The organism is Thalassospira povalilytica (genome assembly GCF_002844235.1).
In the GTDB taxonomy this organism is placed as follows: Bacteria; Pseudomonadota; Alphaproteobacteria; order Rhodospirillales; family Thalassospiraceae; genus Thalassospira; species Thalassospira povalilytica.
Genome location: NZ_PGTS01000007.1, coordinates 1 through 22,960, shown reverse-complemented (window position 1 = coordinate 22,960; position 22,960 = coordinate 1). Strand labels below are relative to the sequence as shown.

The 22,960-nt window shown below is 55.4% G+C and carries 20 protein-coding genes; 3 read left to right on the top strand and 17 right to left on the bottom strand.

The features are described 5' to 3' along the window. Positions 1 to 334 precede the first annotated feature (334 nt). Complete coding sequence (locus CU041_RS16950) at positions 335 to 757, top strand: VOC family protein (RefSeq protein WP_101247923.1); 423 nt, start codon at positions 335 to 337, stop codon at positions 755 to 757. Positions 758 to 799: 42 nt separating this feature from the next. On the opposite strand, the gene CU041_RS16945 is transcribed toward CU041_RS16950, so the two are convergent. The 17 genes from CU041_RS16945 to CU041_RS16865 all read right to left on the bottom strand — a co-directional run bounded on the left by CU041_RS16945 (position 800) and on the right by CU041_RS16865 (position 19,191). Then, the gene (locus tag CU041_RS16945) at positions 800 to 2,797 is read right to left on the bottom strand and encodes a HAMP domain-containing sensor histidine kinase (RefSeq protein ID WP_101247817.1); all 1,998 of its coding nucleotides are present in this window, start codon (positions 2,795 to 2,797) and stop codon (positions 800 to 802) included. Beyond that, positions 2,794 to 4,245, bottom strand: coding sequence for a sigma-54-dependent transcriptional regulator (locus CU041_RS16940; protein WP_101247816.1), 1,452 nt, complete (start codon positions 4,243 to 4,245; stop codon positions 2,794 to 2,796). The genes CU041_RS16945 and CU041_RS16940 overlap by 4 nt, the downstream gene beginning before the upstream one ends. A 229-nt stretch (positions 4,246 to 4,474) precedes the next feature. After that, positions 4,475 to 4,870 (bottom strand): RidA family protein, encoded by a 396-nt coding sequence (locus tag CU041_RS16935; protein WP_068518457.1) that lies wholly within the window; start codon positions 4,868 to 4,870, stop codon positions 4,475 to 4,477. After that, positions 4,863 to 5,294 (bottom strand): acyl-CoA thioesterase, encoded by a 432-nt coding sequence (locus CU041_RS16930; protein WP_068518458.1) that lies wholly within the window; start codon positions 5,292 to 5,294, stop codon positions 4,863 to 4,865. The genes CU041_RS16935 and CU041_RS16930 overlap by 8 nt, the downstream gene beginning before the upstream one ends. A 1-nt stretch (position 5,295) precedes the next feature. Next, the gene (locus CU041_RS16925) at positions 5,296 to 5,985 is read right to left on the bottom strand and encodes an ABC transporter ATP-binding protein (protein WP_101247815.1); all 690 of its coding nucleotides are present in this window, start codon (positions 5,983 to 5,985) and stop codon (positions 5,296 to 5,298) included. A gap of 1 nt (position 5,986) precedes the next feature. Beyond that, positions 5,987 to 6,736 carry an ABC transporter ATP-binding protein gene (locus tag CU041_RS16920; RefSeq protein WP_068518460.1) on the bottom strand — a complete coding sequence of 250 codons (750 nt, stop codon included), beginning with the start codon at positions 6,734 to 6,736 and terminating at the stop codon, positions 5,987 to 5,989. Continuing rightward, complete coding sequence (locus CU041_RS16915; RefSeq protein ID WP_101247814.1) at positions 6,729 to 7,715, bottom strand: branched-chain amino acid ABC transporter permease; 987 nt, start codon at positions 7,713 to 7,715, stop codon at positions 6,729 to 6,731. Before CU041_RS16915 ends, CU041_RS16920 begins: the two co-directional genes overlap by 8 nt. A gap of 1 nt (position 7,716) precedes the next feature. Further along, positions 7,717 to 8,634: a branched-chain amino acid ABC transporter permease gene (locus CU041_RS16910; RefSeq protein WP_170310289.1), complete on the bottom strand. Its 918-nt coding sequence runs from the start codon at positions 8,632 to 8,634 to the stop codon at positions 7,717 to 7,719. A gap of 78 nt (positions 8,635 to 8,712) precedes the next feature. Further along, complete coding sequence (locus CU041_RS16905) at positions 8,713 to 9,852, bottom strand: ABC transporter substrate-binding protein (protein ID WP_101247813.1); 1,140 nt, start codon at positions 9,850 to 9,852, stop codon at positions 8,713 to 8,715. 137 nt (positions 9,853 to 9,989) lie between these two features. Then, complete coding sequence (gene kynA, locus CU041_RS16900) at positions 9,990 to 10,835, bottom strand: tryptophan 2,3-dioxygenase (protein ID WP_101247812.1); 846 nt, start codon at positions 10,833 to 10,835, stop codon at positions 9,990 to 9,992. A 2-nt stretch (positions 10,836 to 10,837) separates the two neighbouring features. After that, positions 10,838 to 12,031: a kynureninase gene (kynU, locus tag CU041_RS16895; RefSeq protein WP_101247811.1), complete on the bottom strand. Its 1,194-nt coding sequence runs from the start codon at positions 12,029 to 12,031 to the stop codon at positions 10,838 to 10,840. Further along, positions 12,028 to 13,653: an AMP-binding protein gene (locus CU041_RS16890; RefSeq protein ID WP_101247810.1), complete on the bottom strand. Its 1,626-nt coding sequence runs from the start codon at positions 13,651 to 13,653 to the stop codon at positions 12,028 to 12,030. The genes kynU and CU041_RS16890 overlap by 4 nt, the downstream gene beginning before the upstream one ends. A 22-nt stretch (positions 13,654 to 13,675) precedes the next feature. Further along, on the bottom strand, positions 13,676 to 14,830 hold the full coding sequence (locus CU041_RS16885) for an acyl-CoA dehydrogenase family protein (RefSeq protein ID WP_101247809.1): 1,155 nt from the start codon (positions 14,828 to 14,830) through the stop codon (positions 13,676 to 13,678). Beyond that, on the bottom strand, positions 14,830 to 15,642 hold the full coding sequence (locus CU041_RS16880; protein WP_068518468.1) for an enoyl-CoA hydratase family protein: 813 nt from the start codon (positions 15,640 to 15,642) through the stop codon (positions 14,830 to 14,832). Before CU041_RS16880 ends, CU041_RS16885 begins: the two co-directional genes overlap by 1 nt. After that, positions 15,635 to 16,135 carry a MarR family winged helix-turn-helix transcriptional regulator gene (locus CU041_RS16875; RefSeq protein ID WP_068518469.1) on the bottom strand — a complete coding sequence of 167 codons (501 nt, stop codon included), beginning with the start codon at positions 16,133 to 16,135 and terminating at the stop codon, positions 15,635 to 15,637. Before CU041_RS16875 ends, CU041_RS16880 begins: the two co-directional genes overlap by 8 nt. Further along, positions 16,132 to 16,890: an SDR family NAD(P)-dependent oxidoreductase gene (locus CU041_RS16870; protein WP_101247807.1), complete on the bottom strand. Its 759-nt coding sequence runs from the start codon at positions 16,888 to 16,890 to the stop codon at positions 16,132 to 16,134. Before CU041_RS16870 ends, CU041_RS16875 begins: the two co-directional genes overlap by 4 nt. Positions 16,891 to 16,896: 6 nt before the next feature. Then, on the bottom strand, positions 16,897 to 19,191 hold the full coding sequence (locus CU041_RS16865) for a bifunctional salicylyl-CoA 5-hydroxylase/oxidoreductase (RefSeq protein ID WP_101247806.1): 2,295 nt from the start codon (positions 19,189 to 19,191) through the stop codon (positions 16,897 to 16,899). 205 nt (positions 19,192 to 19,396) lie between these two features. Between CU041_RS16865 and CU041_RS16860 the strand changes: the two genes are divergently transcribed. Continuing rightward, entirely contained in the window at positions 19,397 to 20,233 is an 837-nt protein-coding gene (locus CU041_RS16860; RefSeq protein WP_101247805.1) for an alpha/beta hydrolase, read from the top strand. 1 nt (position 20,234) lies between these two features. After that, a complete protein-coding gene (locus tag CU041_RS16855; protein ID WP_101247804.1) occupies positions 20,235 to 22,196 on the top strand; it encodes a 3-hydroxyacyl-CoA dehydrogenase NAD-binding domain-containing protein in 1,962 nt (653 codons plus the stop codon). Positions 22,197 to 22,960 lie beyond the last annotated feature (764 nt).

Below are 22,960 nucleotides of genomic sequence, written 5' to 3'. Positions count from 1 at the left end.
TGATTTCCGCCACTTCGCCCTTAAATTGCCCCATATTGCACCGCACGCGCATGGACAAAATGTCCAACTTTTTCCACACGCCAAGGTGGTATCAAGACAAAATGTCCACTCGCAAATGCAACATTTCACAGCGCATCACTGCCCGGGCAGCAGGAATTTCGGTGATACGGACCTTGCTTTTTCACGCCGATCTGGTAGCCATAAAGGGTCAAAAACAGGTTAGGTCGGTGCGGTTGGCCCGGCCCCCGCAGATGCGGGTCCTTCCGTTGCGCTGTAACGGCCCATGACTTTCAGGATGCGTGCAATGTGCGCACGCCAACAGAAAGGAATGGCCATGCAACAGCAAATCTCTGTCATTACGCTTGGAATTAGCGATCTTGACCGGTCGCGGCGCTTTTATCAGCGCGGCTTTGGCTGGGTCCCGGTGTTTGAAAATGCCGATATCAGTTTTTACCAGATGAACGGGTTTGTTCTGGGGACCTGGTTAAAGGACGCGTTGCTTGATGATATGCAACGCCCCGAAGGGGATGGTCCATCGGCCTTTTCACTTGCCCATAATGTCGCAGATGGCCATCAGGTCGGTGAACTGATGGACCGGCTGATCGCGGCGGGTGGCAAAATGTTGCGCCCGGCCGATGCACCACCCTATGGCGGATTGCGGGGCTATGTTGCCGACCCGGACGGACATGCATGGGAAATCGCATGGAACCCGGCCTGGGCCATTGATGCCAACGGACATGTCCGTTTTGGCGTATGAGGGTATCTGTTACGCCCGCAAACCGGTGGCCGTGTCTTTGCCCTAGCCTGCTTCGGGCAGCCAGATGGTAAAGGTTGTGCCCTTTTGCGATGTGCTTTGAACATCAAGTCGGCCGCCCTGGCGATCAATCAGGGTCTTGGTGATCGACAGACCAAGACCCGTTCCCTGCTGTCGCTTGGTTGTATAGAACGGATCGAAAATCCGGTTCAGGACATCTTCGCTCATGCCAATGCCGGTATCGCGCACGGTGATGCGTATCCCCGGACGGCCATCGTGATCGGCGTCTTCGTCAATCAGCGTCAATGTGCCGCGGTCCGGCATTGCGTGCAGGGCATTGACCATCAGATTGACCAGCACCTGTTGCAATTCGGTCCGGTTCATCAGAACCAGTCGGGTTGACTGATGTTCGCGCACGACCTCGATATCGGCACGGCTGAGCAAATGGGCAACCAGTGGCATGCAGTCATCAATGACCTGTGCGACACTGTGGCGTTCGACAAAGCCTGCATATTCTTCGGGTTTGGCAAATTGCAGAAGCTTGGTCACGATCAGATTGATCCGGTTGACCTGTTCATCAATCAGGCGGAATTCCGTATTGGCGATCTTTGCATGATCGCCAAGCAGATCACGCACCACATCAAGATTGCCCTGAAGAACGGCGACCGGATTGTTGATTTCATGGGCCACACCGGCGGTAATTTCGCCGATCGCGGCTAGCTTTTCGGACATGATCAGTTGTTTGGTGGTGGTTTCAAGCGCCCGATTGGCATCGCGCAATTCGCGGGTGCGCGCATCGACCCGGGCATTGAGCTGATCATTCCAGGCACGAAGACGTTTGTCGCGTTCCTGAACCTGATCAAGCAGATCATCAAGATGATCGGCAACCAGGGTGATTTCGTCCTGCACCTGATCAAGGTTGGTTCGCGCCGACAAATCACCGCTTTCCACCCGGCCAATGGTGTTGGCCATGCGTTCAAGCGGTTTGAAGATGCCGCGCGCCCAGCGCAGGAAGATCGGCACCGACATTGCCGCTACAAACAAAAATGCCCCGATCAGGATCAAAAGGCTTTCATATTTGGTCTGGGCAAACGGGGCCTCAAGGAAACCGACATACAGCATCCCGACCCGTTTGCCGAAACTGTCCTTGATCGGTTCATAGGCCGAAATATACCAGTCATTGACCACAAAGGCGCGATCAAGCCAGACCCGGCCATCTTCAAGAACAGTTTTGCGCACGACACTTGAAACACGGGTGCCCAGCGCACGACGGTCGGCAAACAGCCGGACATTGGTGCTGATGCGCACATCATCAAGAAACAGGGTTGCGGTCCCCTGACTGCCTTCGGGCAGGCTGCTTTGACGATAGACAAGATCATTGATCGTATCGATGAAGCCCAAATTCTGGTTCAGCAATATCCCGCCGACCAGGGCCGCCCGTTTGCCCGATGGCAATTCAACCGGACTTGCCGAATGGACCACCATGCCGCGGGTTTCGGCATTGCGCGTGGTCGGAACCGCATTGGGCGTATCAATCAGATCAACGCGCGCCCGTGCCGCAAGGTCGGGTGAAAACCCCATCAGGTCGGTATTGCTGAAAATATCGATGCTGGTTGATGACCGCCCGGCAAAGGCGCTGGCAATGACCGGCCAGTCACCGGTCGTTTGTCCCGATGTTCCGCCATCAGCAAGATAAAGAAAATCAAGACCAAGCGCCTGTTTGCGTTGTGACAGAAGCGATGCCAGCGCCTCGGGATCATCCGCAGTCAGGACATTGCGAAAGGCGACAGATTGTCCAAGGGCTGCGATCTGTTCGCCGGTATTATCAAGAATGTGGGTGAAATATTGATGGGCAATCGTCAAATCGCCACTGACTTTCGAGGTCAGCAGCGCATCAAACTTGGAGTTCCAGCGCACCATCATCACGCCAAGCAACAATGGCAAAATGACAAGCGTTGGCAAAAGTGCAATCGCCAAAAGCTTGAAACGCACAGAACGTGTGCGTTTTGGCCGATCAACAGATGATCCGGAAAACAGTATCATTCCTGTTCCCAGCTGGCGCATTTGCGGTCGATCGTCTTGCGCGAAACGCCAAGCCGCCGGGCCGCTTCATTCCGGTTGCCACCGGTTTTGTGCAACATCGCCAGAATGTGACGGCGTTCCATTTCATCAAGGGTTTCGTCGCTTTCGACCGCTGTATCCTGATCGCCATGGTCCCCGTGATCGGCAGTCTCGTCGCGGAATTCGTTGGGGAACCGGCCAAGGATCAATGTCCGTTCAATCAGGTTGCGCAATTCACGTACATTGCCCGGCCAGTCATAGCGCGTCAAACCGGCACGCACGGCACTGTCCATCGCGACCTGGCGCACGCCAAGCTGTTTGGACAATTTGGCCATGAACAATTCAGCCAGTTCAAGCACGTCATCGCCGCGTTCGCGCAAAGGCGGCATTTCGATATGCATGACATTGATGCGGTAAAACAGATCGGCACGGAAACGCCCGGCTTCGACTTCGGCCTCAAGATCGGCATTGGTCGCAAAGATAAAGCGCAGATCGACCGGCGCTTCGCGTTCGGACCCGACCGGACGGATACGGCGACTTTCGATTGCACGCAAAAGCTTGCTTTGGGTGGCCAGTGACAATTCGCCGACTTCATCAAGAAACAGGGTGCCGCCCTGCGCATGCATGAAAAGACCGTCGCGTGCGGTCTGTGCACCGGTAAAAGCACCTTTGACATGACCAAACAGCTCCGCCTCGATCATTTCGGACGGAATGGCGGCACAGTTGATCGGCACAAACGGCTTTTGCGCGCGATCCGACAGGGCATGCAGCGAACGGGCGGTGACTTCCTTGCCCGTTCCGCTTTGTCCCGAAATCAGGATCGATGTCGGAAGCGGTGCCACGCGGGCAATGGTTTCGCGGATTTCCTGAATTTGCGGGGAATAGCCGATCAGTTTGTCACGCAGCAACACGTGATCGGATGTTGCGCGCAATTCATGGCGCAACACATGGTTTTCCCGCCGCAGGCGCATCCGGTCCAGGCAACGGGCGACCGCGTTCAAAATCTGGTTGGACCGGAAAGGTTTGAGAACAAAATCAACCGCCCCGGCACGCAGGGCCTTGATCGCGGTATCAAGATCGGCATAGGCCGTCATCAGGATGGCGTCGGAAAAGAACCCGATTTCGCGTTGTTCGGTCAGCCATTCGACACCGCTTTTGCCCGGCATGATGTTATCAAGGATCACGACATCAAAATGGTGCTGATCGAGCAAGGCAGTTGCCTGTTCGCAATCGGCGGCTTCTTCGACCCGTTTGGCGCGCGGGCCCAATGTGCGGACCAGAAAGTTGCGCATGCCCGGTTCGTCATCGACGATCAGAATTGATGCCTTTTCAAGCCAGGGACCGAATTCCGGTCCCGGCGCGTTAAAAGCCGTGTCATTGCCAACAGTTGGCGCCGTCCCGTCCGATGCGCCCATAACGGTCGATCTCATGACGTCCTCCGCAGAAACTTATTATTGTTTTTATTATAGGTCTTACTCAGTCGAGTACAGTTCGCAAAAGCTTAGTGCAGCTATACATGAAATGCAAAACGTCGCCCCCTGCCCCCGAACCCCGCCGGTTCGCAAGGCTTTGCGATATTTGCAAATGTTTCCAGAAATCACAAAAGGCGGCCTTAAAGCCGCCTTTTGCATCATCACCTGGTTGAATTACCCGGGTTAACTAGTTCGGAATAACCGCCGTGGCTTCGATTTCAAGCAGGGCTTCGTCTTCGACAAGGGCGCTGACCACGACCATGGTCATGGCCGGGAAATTCTTGCCAAGAACATCGCGATACGCACGGCCAACTTCGCGCTGCTTGGCGAGATATTCCTGTTTGTCGGTGACATACCAGGTCAGGCGGGTCAGATGTTCGGGCTTGCCGCCCGCCGCATCAAGAACAGCGGCAATGTTTTTAAGCGCCTGTTCCATCTGTCCGACAAAGTCCTTGGCAACGAAGACCTGATCTTCGTTCCAGCCAATTTGTCCGCCGATATACAGGGTGGCACCTTGTGCAAGGACACCGTTTGCATATCCCTTGGGCTCTTTCCATCCGTCTGGCTGAACGATTTTATGCATTGTTTTCTACCACTTGATTGATTTCTTTTTCGATTTTGGCACGCAAATCATCTGGCCATGCCACTGACTTTCCGGCCCCTTTTTTGGTAAAGACCAGTGTTACCGTTGTTTTCAGGCGTTGCTCGTCACCTGCGAAAGCTGCGATTTCCAGCTCAAGACTTGATCGTCCGATCCGGATCGGTTCCAGACGAAATTCCAGCTGATCACCCAACATGCTTGGCGCGGTAAAGGCGATGGTCAGCCCCGCCGTCGGAACGGCGGCCTGCATCGGGCCATGCATGGTCGGAAACCCGCATCCGATGACCGCGTCAAACCATTCTTCGACCGTCGCGTTCACCATTTCGAAATAGCGCGGATAAAAGACAATCCCCGCCGGATCGCAATGTTGAAACAGGACTTTCTGCCGATAGGTGAAAACAGCCATGTCAGACCCCCAGATACCGGTCGGCCAGATCGTCGGTCAGTTCGTTCACCGCACCGGTCCAGGCGGTAACGCCCTTTTCAACGACGACATAGCGATCAGCGACCCCTGAAAGTTCCTTGAGCGACTTATCGACCACAAGGATGGTCAGACCCGATTGTTTGAGCTGATTGATCGCCGCCCAGATTTCCTGACGTACTACGGGGGCCAGCCCCTCGGTTGCTTCATCCAGGATCAGCAAGCGCGGATTGGTCATCAATGCGCGTCCGATGGCCAGCATCTGCTGTTCACCACCCGAAAGGGTCATGGCCTTTTGATCGCGCCGTTCGGCAAGGCGCGGGAAAAGTTCGGCGACCTTGTCAAAATCCCATTCCCCGGGACGGGCAGCGGCAATCAGGTTTTCAGTCACACTGAGGCGGGCAAAGCACCGGCGCCCTTCGGGCACCAGACCAAGCCCCAGACGGGCGGCCTTGTGCGATGGCATCTTTGCAAGGTCGTGACCGGCAAAACGGATCGAACCATCACGATGTTCCATCATGCGACAGATGGTTTTGATCGTGGTGGTCTTGCCCATGCCGTTACGGCCCATAAGGGCAACGGCCTCGCCCTCATTAAGCGTCAAATCAATACCAAAAAGCGCCTGCGATGCACCGTAAAAGGCGGTCACGCCACTAAGTTCGAGAAGTGCAGTCATGTCAGGCTTCCTCCCCGAGATAGGCACGTTTGACATCTTCGTTGCCGCGGATTTCATCGACCGTGCCGGTCGCGATAATCCGGCCATAGACCAGAACCGAAATCCGGTCGGCGAGCGCAAAGACCGCATCCATGTCATGTTCGACCAGAAGGATCGGGGCCTGCGCCCGCAAACCATCGAGGAACCCGGTCAGGCGTTTGGAACCTTCCGGCCCCATACCGGCCATCGGCTCATCAAGAAGGAACGCCTTGGGTTCAAGGGCAAGGGCCACAGCCATTTCAAGCTGACGGCGTTCGCCATGCGAAATATCGGCTGCACGCATCTGTGCACGATCGGCCAAGCCGACCCGTTCAAGCTGTGCCATGGCCGGTTCGACAAGTGATTTGTCACCGAGAACCGGGCGGAAAAAGCGAAATACCTTTCCACTGACCGACTGGCGCGCCAGCATCACATTTTGCAAAACCGAGAATTCCGGCATCAGGGATGACACCTGAAACGTTCGGGCAAGGCCCATGCGCGAGCGGGCAACCGCATCAAATTCGTTGATCAGCTGACCATCGAAATGAATGTTACCACTGTCAGATTGGATTTCGCCCGCGATCTGTTTGATCAGGGTCGATTTACCCGCCCCGTTCGGACCGATCAGGGCATGAATTTCACCGGGACGCAGATCAAGGGTCACATCATCACTGGCAAGTAACGATCCGAACTGTTTGGTGATGTTTGAAAGCGAAAGAATGGCATCAGGCATGTTTACGCTCCCCGGCCAGAACACCGACCAAACCACCGCGGGCAAACAGCACGACAATCAGCAACAACACACCGAGCGGCAATTGCCAGAATTCCCACACACCGCCAAGCAGATGTTCGAGAATGATATAAAGTGCCGCACCGGCCAGCGGACCAAACAGACGTCCAACCCCGCCCAGAATGACAAAGATCATGATTTCGCCCGACATATGCCAGGACAGCATGGTCGGACTGACAAAGCGGTTAAGATCGGCATACAGCGCCCCGGCAAGGGCGGTAATCATTGCCGAAATCACAAAGGCAACCAGACGGATACGGAATGGCGCAATGCCCACCGCCGTCATGCGTTGCGCATTCTGGCGCGCGCCCTGAAGGGCAAGACCAAAGCGTGACCGGATCAGGACTGCCGAGAACAGCATGACAATCCCCAGCATCACCGCGCAAAGGGCAAAGAAGCTGATCGGATCCAGGGTATTGAGCCCCGGGAAGCCATTGCGCACATAGATCGACAATCCGTCTTCGCCGCCATAGGCCGGCCAGGAAATGGCGAAGTAATAGATCATCTGGGCAAAGGCCAGGGTGATCATGATGAAATAGACGCCACTGGTCCGAAGCGTGATCGCCCCGATCGCCAGTGCAACAAATGCCGATACCACAAGGGCCACAATCCAGATCACGATCATCTGGGTGGTGCCTTCGATCAGGAACGGGCTTTCCATGATCGGTTCATAATTGAGCGCATGGCTGGCAAGAATGCCCGCGGCATAGCCGCCAATGCCAAAGAACGCCGCATGACCGAATGACACAAGGCCGCCAAAACCAAGAACAAGGTTAAGTCCGACCCCGGCCATGGCAAAGATCGCCACCTTGGTTGCAAGGGTAATGATAAAGGGTTCATCCATCCCCATCGCAATCAGCGGCACAGCCACAAGTGCAATGGCCAGAATGGAATTGATAAGTGTTTCGCGGTTCATGGTCATATCAGGCTTCCGTCCCGAACAAACCGCTTGGACGCAGGAACAGAACCAGCGCCATCACGATATAAATCAACATGGATGCAAGTGCCGACCCGATTGCCGTCGCACTTGACGGATCAAGGAAGGTGGCAAAGGCATGCGGCAACAGGAAACGCCCCATCGTGTCGGTAAACCCGACCAGAAGCGATCCAACCAGCGCGCCCTTGATCGAGCCGATGCCGCCAATAACAATCACGACAAAGGCCAGAATAAGCACGGGTTCACCCATGCCGACCTGAACCGACTGGGTCGTGCCGACAAAGGCACCGGCAAGCCCGGCCAACGCCGCGCCAAGCGCAAAGACAACCGTATAAAGGCGGTCGATATTGACCCCGAGGGCAGCGATCATGCCACGATCTGCCTCACCCGCGCGGATGCGCACCCCAAGACGAGTCTTGCCAATCAAAAGGAACAGACCGACCGCAACCAGAAGCCCGGCAATAATGATCGCCAGACGGAAAATCGGATATTCAAGCGCGCCGGGCAGAACGACCGTACCGGTCAGGATATCGGGGACGCTCAGGAAAAGCGGGAAGGAACCGAAAAGCCAGCGGGTCCCTTCGGAAAAGACCAAAATAAGGGCAAAAGTCGCCAACACCTGATCAAGATGATCACGGTTATACAAGCGGCGAATAATCAGCATTTCAACCAGAACACCGGCAAGTGCAGCGGCCATCACACTTGCAACAAGACCAAGCCAGAATGAGCCGGTCCAGGCCGCAACAGCAGCACAGGCAAACGCACCAACCATATAGAGCGAGCCGTGGGCAAGGTTAATCAGCCCCATCACACCGAAAACCAGCGTCAGCCCCGATGCCATCAAAAACAGCATCAGACCGGACTGAAGGCTGTTTAACAGCTGCTCCAGAAAAAGAGAGAACATTATTGGAAACTCCGTCACAAGGTGGTCGGGGACCGGTCATTGACCGTGACCGGCCCCCACCGTCTTGTCAGCTCGTCATTACATCGAGCATTCCGACGCATAGGCGTCAGAGTGGTCTTTAAGGGCGACACCAACGATCTTGTTGGTCAGAACGTCACCTTCCTTCACGACTTCACGAACATAGATGTCCTGAATCGGGTGCTGGTTCGGGCCAAAGATGAAGTTGCCACGCACCGAATTGAAATCGGCAGAACGCAGGGCATCACGGAACGCTTCCTTATCGGAAATGCTTGCCTTGCCCATTGCTGAGAGCAGCAGGTTTGCCGTGTCAAAGCCATAGGATGCATAAAGCGACGGCAGACGACCATATTCGGCCTGGAAGGTTTCAACGAATGCCGCATTCGTCGGGTTGTCGATGTCTTTTGACCAGTTCGAGGTGTTTTTCACACCAAGTGCTGCGTCACCAACAGCGCCGAGAATGCCCTGATCCATCGAGAATGCCGGACCTATCAGCGGAATATCAACACCGGACTGGGCGTACTGTTTCATGAACGCGATGCCCATGCCGCCCGGAAGGAAGAAGAAGACGCTGTCTGCACCCGATGCACGGATCTGTGCGATTTCGGCGGCATAGTCGGTCTGGCCAAGCTTGGTGTAAACTTCTTCGGCGATATCACCCATGAAGAAGCGTTTGAAACCAGCCAGGGAGTCCTTACCGGCCGGATAGTTCGGCGCAAGAATGAAGGCCTTCTGGTAACCGGCACTTGATGCATAGCCACCGGCTGCTTCATGCAGGTTGTCGTTCTGATAGGAAACGCTGAAATAGTTTTTGTTGCAGCCTTTGCCGGCAAGCTGCGACGGGGCAGCGTTGACCGACAGATAGATTTTGTCCTGTGCAACTGCGGACGGTACAACCGCCATGGCCAGGTTCGACCAGATGATACCGGTCAGAACATCAACCTTTTCCTGCTGGATCATTTTGTCAGCCAGCTGAACCGCAACGTCCGGTTTGCGCTGATCGTCTTCGATCACGACCTGCAGGTCCGGATTGTTTGCCTGTTTGACAGCCAGCATAAAGCCGTCACGTGCATCGATCCCCAGACCGGCACCGCCACCCGAAAGCGTCGTGATCATGCCGACCTTGACCGGATCAGCGTGCGCCGACCCCGCTGCAAGCAAAGCAGCAACTGCTGCGATGGTTGTCTTGATACCCTTCATTAAAGCCTCCGTGTTAATACGATTTTTCATTTAGCAACACGTTGATCCCACGACATTTATGTCTTTTTGCGTCGTGGTTTTCGTGAACCTGATGCCTGCCCCTGATCTTGCAGTATTTGCATCGGGTCCGTCCATCCTCAAAGCGTGGTTCGCACCCGCCAGAGTTCCGGAAACAGTTCTACTTCCAGCATTTTCTTAAGATAACTGACACCACCGGTTCCGCCGGTCCCGCGTTTGAAACCAATAACGCGTTCGACCGTGGTCACATGGTTAAAGCGCCAGCGACGGAAGTAATCTTCGAAATCGACCAGCTTTTCAGCCAGTTCATAAAGCGACCAGTGCTTTGCCGGATCGCTGTAAACCTTGTGCCAGGCGGCAATCACCGCATCATCTGGCGTATAAGGGGCCGAAACATCGCGGTTCAGAATATGTTCGGGAATATCGATCCCCTCGCCCGCGACAAGATTAAGCGCCTCGTCATACAGGCTTGGCGTTGCCAGTTCGGCCTTGAGCATTTCCATGATGTCTTCGCGATGTGCATGGGGGCGCAACATCGCGTGATTGCGATTGCCCAGCATGAATTCGATCTGACGATACTGATAGGACTGGAACCCCGATGACGGGCCAAGCGCATCACGGAATGTCGTATAGTCACTTGGCGTCATGGTGCGCAAAACGTCCCATGCGTTATTAAGCTGTTCGAAAATCCGCGACACACGGGCCAGCATTTTAAAGGCCGGGCGCAAATCCCCACCCCGAATGGCCTTGCGCGCAGCCGCAATTTCGCGGATCGCCAGTTTCATCCAAAGTTCGGATGTCTGGTGCTGAATGATGAACAGCAATTCGTCATGGGCATCCGATTGCGGGTGCTGGGCGGTCAGGATCGCATCAAGAGACAGATAATCCCCATAGGACATCTGATCGGAGAAATCCGTGCGGGCACCTTCGGTGCTGGGATCATAGGGGGTGGTCGGTTTTGCCATGATCAGGTCACCGCATTGCGTTTGTGAAATTCCGGCTTGTCCCAAGCCCGGGTTTCCATGATTTCAGCAAGGATTTTGACTGCACCATCAACATCGGCATTGTCGATATAAAGCGGGGTAAAGCCAAAACGGATCACATCAGGGGCACGGAAATCACCGATCACCCCACGTGCAATCAATGCCTGCATGACCGCATAGCCCTGATCAAACCTGAACGAGACCTGTGATCCACGGTTTGCGGCATCACGCGGACTTGTAAGTTCGAGCATCGGGCAGCTTGCCTCGACCCCCGCGATGAATTGTTCACAAAGTTCGATGCTGCGTGCACGGATATCGGCCATTTCAACGCCGTCCCATGCCTTCATTGCTTCTTCCAGAACCGTCATCTGGATCACCGGCGGGGTGCCAACCCGCATGCGCGACACATCGGGTGCAGGGGTGTAATCCGGGTCAAAGGCAAAGGGGGCGGCATGACCAAGCCAGCCCGACAATGCCGGACGGGCAATCTTGGCATGATCGGGACGCACATAGATAAAGGCCGGCGCACCGGGACCGCCATTGAGATATTTATAAGTACATCCCACTGCGAAATCGGCATTGCACCCGGTCAGATCAACCGGCACCGCACCAGCCGAGTGGGCAAGATCCCAGATCACCAGGGCACCCGCAGCATGCGCAAGTTCGGTGATGCGTTTCATGTCATGCATGCGGCCCGTGCGATAATCCACTTGGGTCAGCATCAGCACAGCCAGATCTTCGTTGATCAGGCTTTCGACATCTTCGGGATTTGGGGTTTTAAGAACATGCCCCTTATCCAGACTTTTGATCAGGCCATCAGCCATATAAAGATCGGTCGGGAAGTTGCCGTTATCAGAAACAACAACCTTGCGATCCGGGCGCATTTCAAGCGCACTTGCCAAGGCCTGATAGACCTTGATCGACAGGGTATCGCCCATCACGACCGTACCGGGTGCCGCCCCGATCAAACGTGCGACAAGATTGCCGACACGTTCGGGTTGCTCCATCCATTTGGCTTCGTTCCAGCCACGGATAAGCATTTCCCCCCATTCATCCTCGATCATCGCCTTGGCGCGGTTTGCGGCCGTTTTCGGCAGCACGCCAAGCGAGTTCCCGTCAAGGTAAATCACACCTTTGGGAATATGGAACAGGGATTTGGTGGCGGCAAAGTCGGTCATGCAGACATTTCCTGTTTCAGTCTGAAGCGCTGGATTTTTCCAGTCGCGGTTTTTGGCAGTGTCTCGATAAAGACGACGGAGCGCGGATATTTGAACGGCGCGATCGTCGCTTTTACATGATCCTGAAGCAGTTTGGCCATCTCGGGTGTCGGGTGGAAACCGTCCGCCAGAACGATATGGGCCTGAACGATGGTGCCGCGTTCTTCATCGGGGGCACCGATCACTGCACATTCTGCCACGGCCTCGTGGGACAGAAGCGCCGCTTCGACTTCGGGACCGGCAATGTTATAGCCCGATGAAACGATCATATCGTCATTGCGCGCCGCGAAATGGTAATAGCCCTTTTCATCGACAAAGAACGCATCCCCGGTCAGGTTCCAACCATCGCGGACATAGACGGCCTGACGAACATCATCCAGATAACGACAGCCCGTCGGACCACGCACGGCAAGACGCCCGACCGTGCCGACCGGCACTTCGTTCATGTCATGATCGACGATCTTGGCCTCATATCCGGAAACCGGACGCCCGGTGCAGGCCGGGTGGCTGTCGCCAAAGCGGTTGGAAATAAAGATATGGAGCATCTCGGTCGCGCCAATGCCATCAAGCATCGGCTTTCCGGTTTTGGCCATCCATGCCTCATAAACCGGGGCCGGAAGCGTTTCACCAGCCGAAACAGCCGCACGCAAGGATGAAAGATCCGCCCCGTCATCCATCGCCGAAAGCATCACCCGATAGGCGGTCGGGGCGGTAAAGCAAACCGTCGCCTTATAGGTTTCGATGATTTCGATCATATTGGGCGGGGATGCCTTTTCAAGCAGTGTCGCCGTTGCGCCGAAACGCAGCGGGAAGATCGCAAGCCCGCCCAGACCAAAGGTAAAGGCAAGCGGCGGCGATCCGACAAACACATCATCGGGCGTCACATTGAGCACTTCCTTGGCATAGCCATCGGCAATGATCAGAAGATCACGGTGGAAATGCATGGTGGCCTTGGGGCTGCCGGTGGTACCCGATGTAAAGCCAAGCAATGCCACATCATCACGCCCGGTTTTAACCGCCTCGAACTTGACCGATTTGGTCAGGGCAATGCGATCAAGTTCGGCATCATGATTGGCCGTGCCATCAAACCCGATGACCTTTTTCAGGAACTTGCTGTCCTTGGCGCAGGCCACCAGTTCATCCATCAGACGCGTATCGCAAAGCGCAAATTCAATTTCGGCCTTATCGACAATCTGACCCAATTCGCCGGCACGCAGCATCGGCATGGTATTGACCACGACAGCGCCGGCCTTGGTCGCCGCCAGCCAGCACGCCACCATTGCCGGGTTATTGGCCGAACGGATCAGAATACGGTTGCCGGGCTTGACGCCGTAATCTTCGACCAGCGCATGGGCAATGCGGTTAGTCCAGTCAGCCAGTTCCTTATAGGTACGCTGGCGACCATTGCCGATCAGGGCGGTGTTATCCCCAAAACCCTGTTCGACCATTTTATCGGTCAGCTCAACACCGGCATTCAGATATTCGGGATAGTCGAACCCATCCAGATTGATTTCCGGCCATTCATTGAGCGGCGGGAGCTTGTCCCGGGTGAAGCTATCGGTATGTGCGGTTGGTCCGAGCATTGTGAAGTCCCTGATACAGCCATTATTGCGCCAGCGTTTGCCGTGCGATGATTATTTTCTGGACGTCGGATGCGCCTTCATAAATGCGAAGGGCGCGAATTTCCCGGTAAAGCGATTCAACGATGTGGCCACTGCGCACACCATCGCCGCCATGAATTTGCACCGCCTTGTCTATGACGGTTTGTGCATGATCGGTGGAATAAAGTTTGGCCATCGCCGCTTCGCGGCTGACCCGGGCGGCACCACTATCTTTCAGCCACGCGGCCCGGTAAACCAGAAGTGCCGACGCATCGATATCAAGTGCCATGTCCGCGACATGTCCCTGCACCATCTGAAGATCAAATAACGGTGCGCCAAACAGTTCGCGTTCCTGAACCCGCGTGATGGTTTCATCAAGGGCACGGCGCGCAAAGCCAAGGGCCGCCGCCGCCACGGTCGAACGGAAAACATCAAGCACCGACATTGCGATCTTGAAGCCATCCCCGCCCTTGCCGATCAGGCTTGATGCCGGAATACGGCAATCGGTGAATTTCAGTCGGGCAAGCGGATGCGGGGCAATGGTGTGCAGACGTTCGACAATTTCAAACCCGGGAATACCGGCCGGGATCACAAAGGCTGAAAGCCCCTTTGCACCGGGTGCTTCGCCGGTGCGCGCAAAGACACAATAGAAATCGGCAATGCCCCCATTGGAAATCCAGGTTTTCTCGCCATTCAGAACAAAGTCATCGCCATCGCGCCGGGCATCCAGGGCGATATTGGCAACGTCAGATCCCGACTTTGGTTCGGTCAGGGCAAAGGCAGCGATCCCCTTGCCGGAACGTACTTTTGGAAGCCACTCCCTCTGATGGGCTTCCGTTCCAAACAAGGAGATCGCGCCACTCCCCAAGCCCTGCATTGCAAATGCGAAATCGGCCAGACCGTCATAGCGTGCCAGTGTCTCACGGATCAGGCACAGCGATCTGACATCCAGTTTCGAATTGGGATCAGTACCATCAATCGCGGCATGGCGAAGCCATTCGCCCCCGGCAAGACGCCCCACAAGATCCCGACACGCGGCATCGACATCACCATGATCAATGCCATCAAGGTTGGCCGATGCCCATGCATCAAGACGTGTCGCCAGTTCACGGTGGCGATCTTCGAAAAACGGCCAGTCAAGGTAGGATGTATCAGCCATCAATTGCCCTCAAACACCGGTTTTTCCTTGGCAACAAAGGCCTTGTAAGCGCGGTTGAAATCTTCGGTCTGCATGCAGATCGCCTGCGCCTGTGCTTCGGCCTCGATGGCCTGTTCAATCGACATGTTCCATTCCTGGGCCAGCATGGTCTTGGTCATCATGTGACCGAAATTCGGACCCTGGGAAATACGGGTGGCAAGGGCGATGGCTTCTGCTTCGAGAACATCGGCCTCGACCAGACGGTTATAGAACCCCCACCGTTCGCCTTCCTCGGCCGACATCGAACGACCTGTATAAAGAAGTTCGGCGGCACGGCCCTGACCGATGATGCGCGGCAGGATCGCACATGCGCCCATATCGCATCCGGCAAGACCGACACGGGTAAACAGGAAGGCGGTTTTGGATGCTGCGGTTGCCAGACGCAGGTCGGATGCCATGGCAATGATTGCCCCCGCACCCACACAAACGCCATCCACAGCCGCAATCACCGGCTTGCCACAGCCAATGATCGCCTTGACCAGATCACCGGTCATGCGGGTGAATTCCAGAAGGCCCTTCATGTCCTTTTTGATCAGCGGACCGATAATGTCATGCACATCCCCGCCAGAGCAGAAATTGCCACCGTTTGATCCGAACACCACGGCCTTGACGTCATCGGCATAGACCAGATCGCGGAACGTATCGCGAAGCTCGGCATAGCTTTCAAAGGTCAGCGGGTTTTTACGATCCGGCCGGTCCAGTGAAATGACGGCAACGTCGCCTTCCATGCGCCAATTGAAATGGGTCGGTGTGATGTTTGCCATCCTAGTCATGGTGGGGCGCCTCGTTATGGTGGGAGATGGTGCGAAGAATACGAATAAGGGCATCGGCATCCGATGACGACAGATCGGAAAACAGATCGGAAACCCAACTTTCATGAACCAGTGCGCGTTCGGCGAAATCCTTTTCGCCTGCCTCGGTCAAACGCACGATGGATGCCCGGCGGTCATTTTCGACCGGCAGGCGGACCACCAGTCCCTCTGCCACAAGCCGGTCCACGATGCCGGTGACATTGCCATTCGAAACCATCAGCGATTTTGAAAGTTCGCTCATGCGCATGCCATCGCGTTCGCGATAAAGGGCGGCCAATACATCAAAGCGGGGCAAGGTCGATCCGAACTCGACCCGCATTTTTTCGCGCAGTTCGCCTTCGATCTTGCGCGACACTTTCAGGATTTGCAGCCAGGCCCGCAGGCGCGCCTTGGAGATATCAGACGTTTCGTTTCCGCCCGGTCCGGTGGCATTTTCGGATTTGTTCATATTCATGCTTCTCCTCCCGACACCGAAATCGTCTGGCCGGTGATCGATCCCGCATTCGGGCTGCACAGCCACATCACGGTTTCAGCAACCTCGTCTGGTTGAATGAACCGGTTCTGCGGATTGATTTTGGCAAGGCTTGCACGAGCCTGATCACGGGTCATGCCGGTTTTCGCAACGATGTTTGCCACCGACTTTTCAAGCATCGGTGTTTCCATAAAGCCCGGGCAAACCGCATTGACGGTGATCGGGCTGCTGGCAAGCTCAACGGCCATCCCCTTGATCAGGCCGACAACGCCATGCTTTGCCGCACAATAGGCCGTGACATAGGCATAACCTTTAAGCCCCGCGGTCGAGGCAATCGAAATCAGTCGCCCCGGCTTGGCCTTGTCCATCACGGCAAGCCCTTCGCGGAAGGTCAGAAACGTTCCGGTCAGATTGACATCAATGGTGCGTTTCCAAAGATCGACCGACATTTTGCCGACCGGGGCACTTTCGGCCATACCGGCATTGGCAATCACCAGATCGGGCGCCCCCATGGTTTCGACCATGGTGGTGAACATGTCACGCACAGATGTTTCATCGGTAACGTCTGCTGCGATCGCCATGATGTTTTCATGCTGGGCGACCTCGGCCAGAACATCGGTCCGGCGGCCGGAAACGGCAACCTTGACCCCGGCATCGGCCAGCATCCGGGCCATAACCGCCCCGACACCTGAACCGCCCCCGGTTATCAATGCACACTGAATGGCAAGATCACCCATCACGACTTACACCTTTCCGGTCATGACATCGGCCCGCTCAGAAAGACGCCACATCTGATCACGCCCGGCATAATAAGGGGCCGGCCAGTTTTCGGTGCGATTGCCAAGCTGGGCTGCCTGATGCAGCGTCCAGTACGGATCGGCCAGATGCGGACGAGCCAGACAGACAAGATCCGCACGCCCCGCCATCAGGATCGAATTGACGTGATCGGGTTCGTAAATATTGCCAACCGCCATGGTCGCCATTTTGGCTTCGTTGCGGATACGATCAGAAAACGGCGTCTGGAACATGCGGCCATAAACCGGGCGCGCATCCTTTGTCGTCTGACCTGCAGAAACGTCACAGATATCAACATCATTGGCCTGAAGAATGCGGGCAATCTCAACCGCTTCTTCGGGTGTGACCCCGGCATCCCCGACCCAGTCATTGGCCGAAATACGCACCGACATCGGCTTGTTGGCAGGCCAGGCTGCACGCACGGCATTGATGACTTCAAGCGGGTAACGCATCCGGTTTTCAAGCGATCCGCCATATTCATCATCGCGCGTATTGCTGACCGGGCTGATGAAGGATGACAGAAGATAGCCGTGCGCGGCATGGACTTCGATCATGTCAAATCCTGCGCGGTCGGCCATTTTGGCCCCGGCAACGAACTGGTCACGGACCATATCCATATCTTCGCGTGTCATGGCCTTGGGAACGGCATTGCGATCAGACCAAGCAATGGCGGATGCCGACAAAAGCGGCCAGTTGCCGTCTTTTAACGGCGCATCCATTTCTTCCCAACCCAGCTGGGTTGACCCCTTGCGTCCGGAATGACCGATCTGCATGCAGATTTTTGCATCCGTTTCGTCATGCACGAAATCGGTGATCCGTTTCCAGGCCGCTTCATGGGCATCATCATAAACACCCGGGCAGCCCGGCGTGATCCGGCCATCGGCCGAGACACAGGTCATTTCGGTATAAACCAGACCCGCACCACCCTTGGCACGTTCGGCGTAATGGATCAGATGCCAGTCGGTCGGACAACCATCAACGGCCTTGTATTGCGCCATCGGGGAAACAACGATCCGGTTTTTCAGTTCCATATCGCGCAGTTTGAACGGCACAAACATCGGGTGACGGACCGGTTCGGATGCCGGCAATCCTGCCTTGCGCTGGAACCAGCTTTCCGCACTTTCCAGCCATTTGGCATCGCGCATGCGCAGGTTTTCGTGGCTGATACGTTGTGATCTGGTCAGCAGCGAATAGGTGAACTGAACCGGGTCAAAATCAAAGTAACGCTCGATCTCTTCGAACCATTCCATCGAGTTGCGCGCAGCTGACTGCAGGCGCAGTACCTCAAGACGGCGTTCGTCCTCATACTTGCCAAAGGCCGATTTCAGATCAGGCTCGGAATGCAGGTAATTGGCCAGCGCAATCGCACTTTCAAGCGCAAGCTTGGTTCCCGATCCAATCGAAAAATGCGCGGTCGCCGCCGCATCGCCCATCAGGACGATATTTTCATGGGACCAGCTTTTGCACAGAACGCGCGGGAAACTCAGCCAGGCCGAACCACGAATATGATGGGCATTGCTGATCAGGGCATGACCACCAAGATGATCCTTGAAAATCGCCTCGCAGGTTGCAATCGACTCTTCCTTGGACATCTCGCCAAAGCCATATGCGTCCCAGGTTTCCTGCGAGCATTCAACAATGAAGGTCGCGGTTTCATCATCAAACTGATAGGCGTGCGCCCAGACCCACCCCTTGTCGGTCTGTTCGAAGATGAAGGTAAAGGCATCGTCGAACTTCTGATGCGTGCCCAGCCAGACAAATTTGCATTTGCGGGTATCGATATCGGGCTGGAACTGATCGGCAAATTCGCTGCGGGTTTTGGAATTCAACCCGTCGCTGGCAACCACAAGATCAAATTCCCTGGCATAGCTTGCCGCACTTTCGGCCTCGGTCTCGAACCGCAATTCAACACCAAGTTCACGCGCACGTTGCTGAAGCAGGATCAAAAGCTTTTTGCGGCCAATACCGCAGAAGCCATGACCGGTCGAAACAGTCTTTTCGCCGCGATACTGAACCGCAACATCATCCCAATAGGAAAAGTTGGCACGAATGGCCTCGGCACTTTTGGCATCATTTTCGGCCAAATTATCCAGCGTCTCGTCAGACAGCACCACGCCCCAGCCGAATGTGTCATCGGGCTTGTTGCGTTCAATCACCACCACCTCATTGGCGGGATCGCGCAATTTCATCGAGATTGCAAAATAAAGTCCCGCAGGACCGCCACCCAGACAAGCTACTCTCACCAGCTTTTCCCTTCCTGATTTGTTTGGTTGTTTCGGGAAACTGATAAAACGGTACGCCTCGTTCTGTTTTATTTCAAGCACAAATATTTTAAGTTTGAAATATCTATGAAGTTGCCTAGAATTTGTCCTATAACCAGAATGCGCAAGCCCGCCTTTGACCGCGGGACCGAACCGCCACCACATCGAATATCAGGGAAGAAGTCACATGATTACCGACTGGGATGATGCTTATGCCAATGGCGACCATATTGCCGATGCCGGATCCTTTCCGGGCATGTGGGCTGAACAATCCTCCCGGTTCCGCGATGCCCTGATTACCGATGGCCGGGCCGAACTTGATGTTCCCTATGGTTCTGCTGATCGCGAAAAATACGATCTGTTCCTGCCTGTCGGCGCCCCAAAGGGCCTGGTCGTTCTCGTTCATGGCGGCTATTGGAAGGCCTTTGATAAATCAAGCTGGTCGCATCTTGCCAATGGCGCGGTCGCAAGGGGTTGGGCTGTTTGCCTGCCAAGCTATACGCTCGCACCCGATGCCCGCCTGTCCCGGATCACCCGACAGGTTGCCGCGGCAATCAATCATGTTGCGGGCCGCATATCCGGTCCCATTCACCTGACCGGGCATTCGGCGGGCGGACATCTTGTCAGCCGGATGGTTTCAAACACCTCGCCCTTGGCACCCGGTGTTCTGGCACGGGTTGAAAACACGGTGTCAATTTCCGGACTGCATGATTTGCGACCGCTTTTGTACACGTCGATGAATGATGTTCTGGGCCTTGATGAAGAAGAAGCGGCAACCGAAAGTGCAGCCCTTCTCAAACCAACCCTGCCCTGCTCACTCACCTGCTGGGTCGGTGCCGATGAACGTCCGGAATTTGTCCGCCAGAATGATCTGCTTGCCAATATCTGGACCGGGCTTGGCGCATCGACCCGTTCGGTTCATGCCCCCGACAAGCATCATTTCGATGTCATTGCCGATCTTGCCGATCCCGAGTCTGATCTGACCGCCTGCCTTTTGACACCGATCAGCGGGGAGGATGACTGATATGACCACCGTCACCCTGACCCGTGAAGACCATATTGGCATCATCACGGTCGACAATCCGCCGATCAACGCCACCAGCCATCCGGTGCGGGTCAGCATCGTTGATGCCCTTGATCAAATCGATCATGATCCGGCCATCAGGATCGCGATCATGATCTGTGGCGGCAAAACCTTTATCGCCGGGGCCGATGTAACGGAATTTGGCCAACCGCCCAAAGACCCGATCCTTCCCGATGTGATCAAACGGCTCGAAGCAGCAACCAAACCGGTTATTGCGGCCATTCACGGTCATGCTCTTGGCGGCGGGCTCGAAGCCACGCTGGGATGTCATTACCGGATTGCAGACAAATCGGCCAAACTAGGCCTTCCGGAAGTCAATCTTGGCCTGATCCCCGGTGCGGGTGGCACGGTTCGCCTGCCCCGTCTGGTCCCAGTGACAGAGGCCATTAACATCATCACGTCCGGCAAGCCGGTTTCAAGCACCAAGGCCAACGAAATTGGCCTGATCGATGCGATTTGCCACGGCGCGCTGCTTGATGCCGCCAAGGACTTTGCCCAGACGATCCTTGATCGCGATATGCCTGTCGCCCTTGTTGATCGTGCGCCGGTCGATGTGCCCGACAGTGCCGCATGGGACGACATCGTCGCATCTGCCCGCAAAAAATCCCGCGGCCAGATTGCACCGCTTGCAGCCATCGACGTCCTGCGTACCGGCCTTGAAAAGGGGGCCAAAGACGGTCTTGCCTATGAGCGCCAAACTTTTGTTGAGCTGCGCGACAGCGATCAGTCAAAGGCGCTTCGTCACATCTTCTTTGCCGAACGTTCGGTTGGCAAATTGCCCGAGCTTTCCGATGTGGATCCCGCACCTATTACCGATGTCGGCGTGATTGGCGGCGGCATCATGGGGGCGGGCATTGCAACCGCATCCTTGCTTGCGGGCTTTAAGGTCACGATCATTGAACGCAATGAAGATGCCTGTGCGAATGGCTGCAACACGGTCGAAAAGCATCTTTCAGGAAGCCTCAAGCGCGGATTGATCACTCAGGATCGCTTTGATCAGTTGATGGCGGCCCTTTCAACCAGTACGGACTATGCCGCCCTGGCTTCGGCCGATCTGGTGGTTGAAGCCGTCTTTGAAGATATGGCGGTCAAGCATGACGTGTTTGGTAAACTGTCCCTTCATTGCAAACCAGATGCGGTTCTGGCATCCAATACGTCCTATCTTGATATCAACGAGATCGCGGCAAAATGCGTTAATCCGGGGCGTGTGATCGGGCTTCATTTCTTCTCGCCTGCCCATATCATGAAGCTACTTGAAATCGTCCGCACCAGACAGGCCGACGCCAAAAGCCTTACGACCGCCTTTGCCTTTGGCCGTGCTCTTGGCAAAATTGCCGTGCCTTGCGGGGTCTGTGACGGCTTTATTGGCAATCGCATCATGTCGGCCTATCGCAAGCATTGCGAATATATGCTCGAAGACGGCGCCCTTCCCCATCAGATCGATGCTGCCATGGTCGAATTCGGCTTCCCGATGGGCCTGTTTGCCATGCAGGATATGGCCGGTCTCGAAATTTCCTGGGCCACGCGCAAACGCCTTGCCCCCTTCCGTGATCCGGCAGAACGGTATGTGGCACTGGGCGATTACCTGTGCGAAATGGGGCGTTTTGGCAAAAAGAACGGCCTTGGATGGTATCGCTATGACGAAAACGGCAAAGCCCAGCCGGACCCGGAAGTCGACGCGCTGGTCATTGCCGAGTCAGAAAAGAAGGGCATCACACGCCGCAACTTTTCCCATGATGAAATCATCGACACCATCCTCTCGGCCATGCGCAATGAAGGCGACAAGATCCTGAGCGAAGGCATCGCCAACAGCCCGGATGCCATCGACGTTGTGATGGTCAATGGCTATGGCTTCCCAAGACATAAGGGCGGGCCGATGTTTTTGACGCGCTCTGACAAGTAGGGATAGCGGCGATGGCAACGGGATTTGGTTCTGACTGCTCTTGTCTCTTGCCTTCGCAAAGAACCTGCAAACAGGTATCGGATAGATTTGAGGAAGGGGCGAAAGCGCAGTCTGCGCGCGGCTGTCGCCGTGCTCGACCTTCCGCTTAAAATCGCTCCACTGGAGCGATTTCTTAACAGCTTCAGCCTTCAAGTTATGAGCACAGGCTCATAACCAAGGAAGGTTACAGGTTTAAAGACTGTCTCTGCGGGCAATAAAAAACCCTGCCACCGAAGGTGACAGGTTTTTTTATTGGTTGCGGGGGCAGGATTAGCGCTCACTACGTTCGCTCAGCTGCGGCCTTTGGCCTTCGCAAAGAACCTTGTGCAAACAGGCAGCAGCTAAGATTCGAGGAAGAGGCCCTAGCGCAGTCTGCGCACGGCAGTCGCCGTCCTCGACCTTCAGCTTAAAATCGCTCCACTGGAGCGATTTCTTAACAGCTTCAGCCTTCAAGTTATGAGCACAGGCTCATAACCAAGGAAGGTTACAGGTTTAAAGACTGTCTCTGCGGGCAATAAAAAACCCTGCCACCGAAGGTGACAGGGTCTTTTTATTGGTTGCGGGGGCAGGATTAGCGCTCACTTTGTTCGCTCAGCTCCGGCCTATGGCCTCCGCAAAGAACCTTATGCAAACAGGCATTGGCCTGTTTGCGATGTTCCAATCCATATGCACCCGACAATCGAACATTAAAAAAGCCCGCCCTTATAGGGCGAGCTTATTTAATG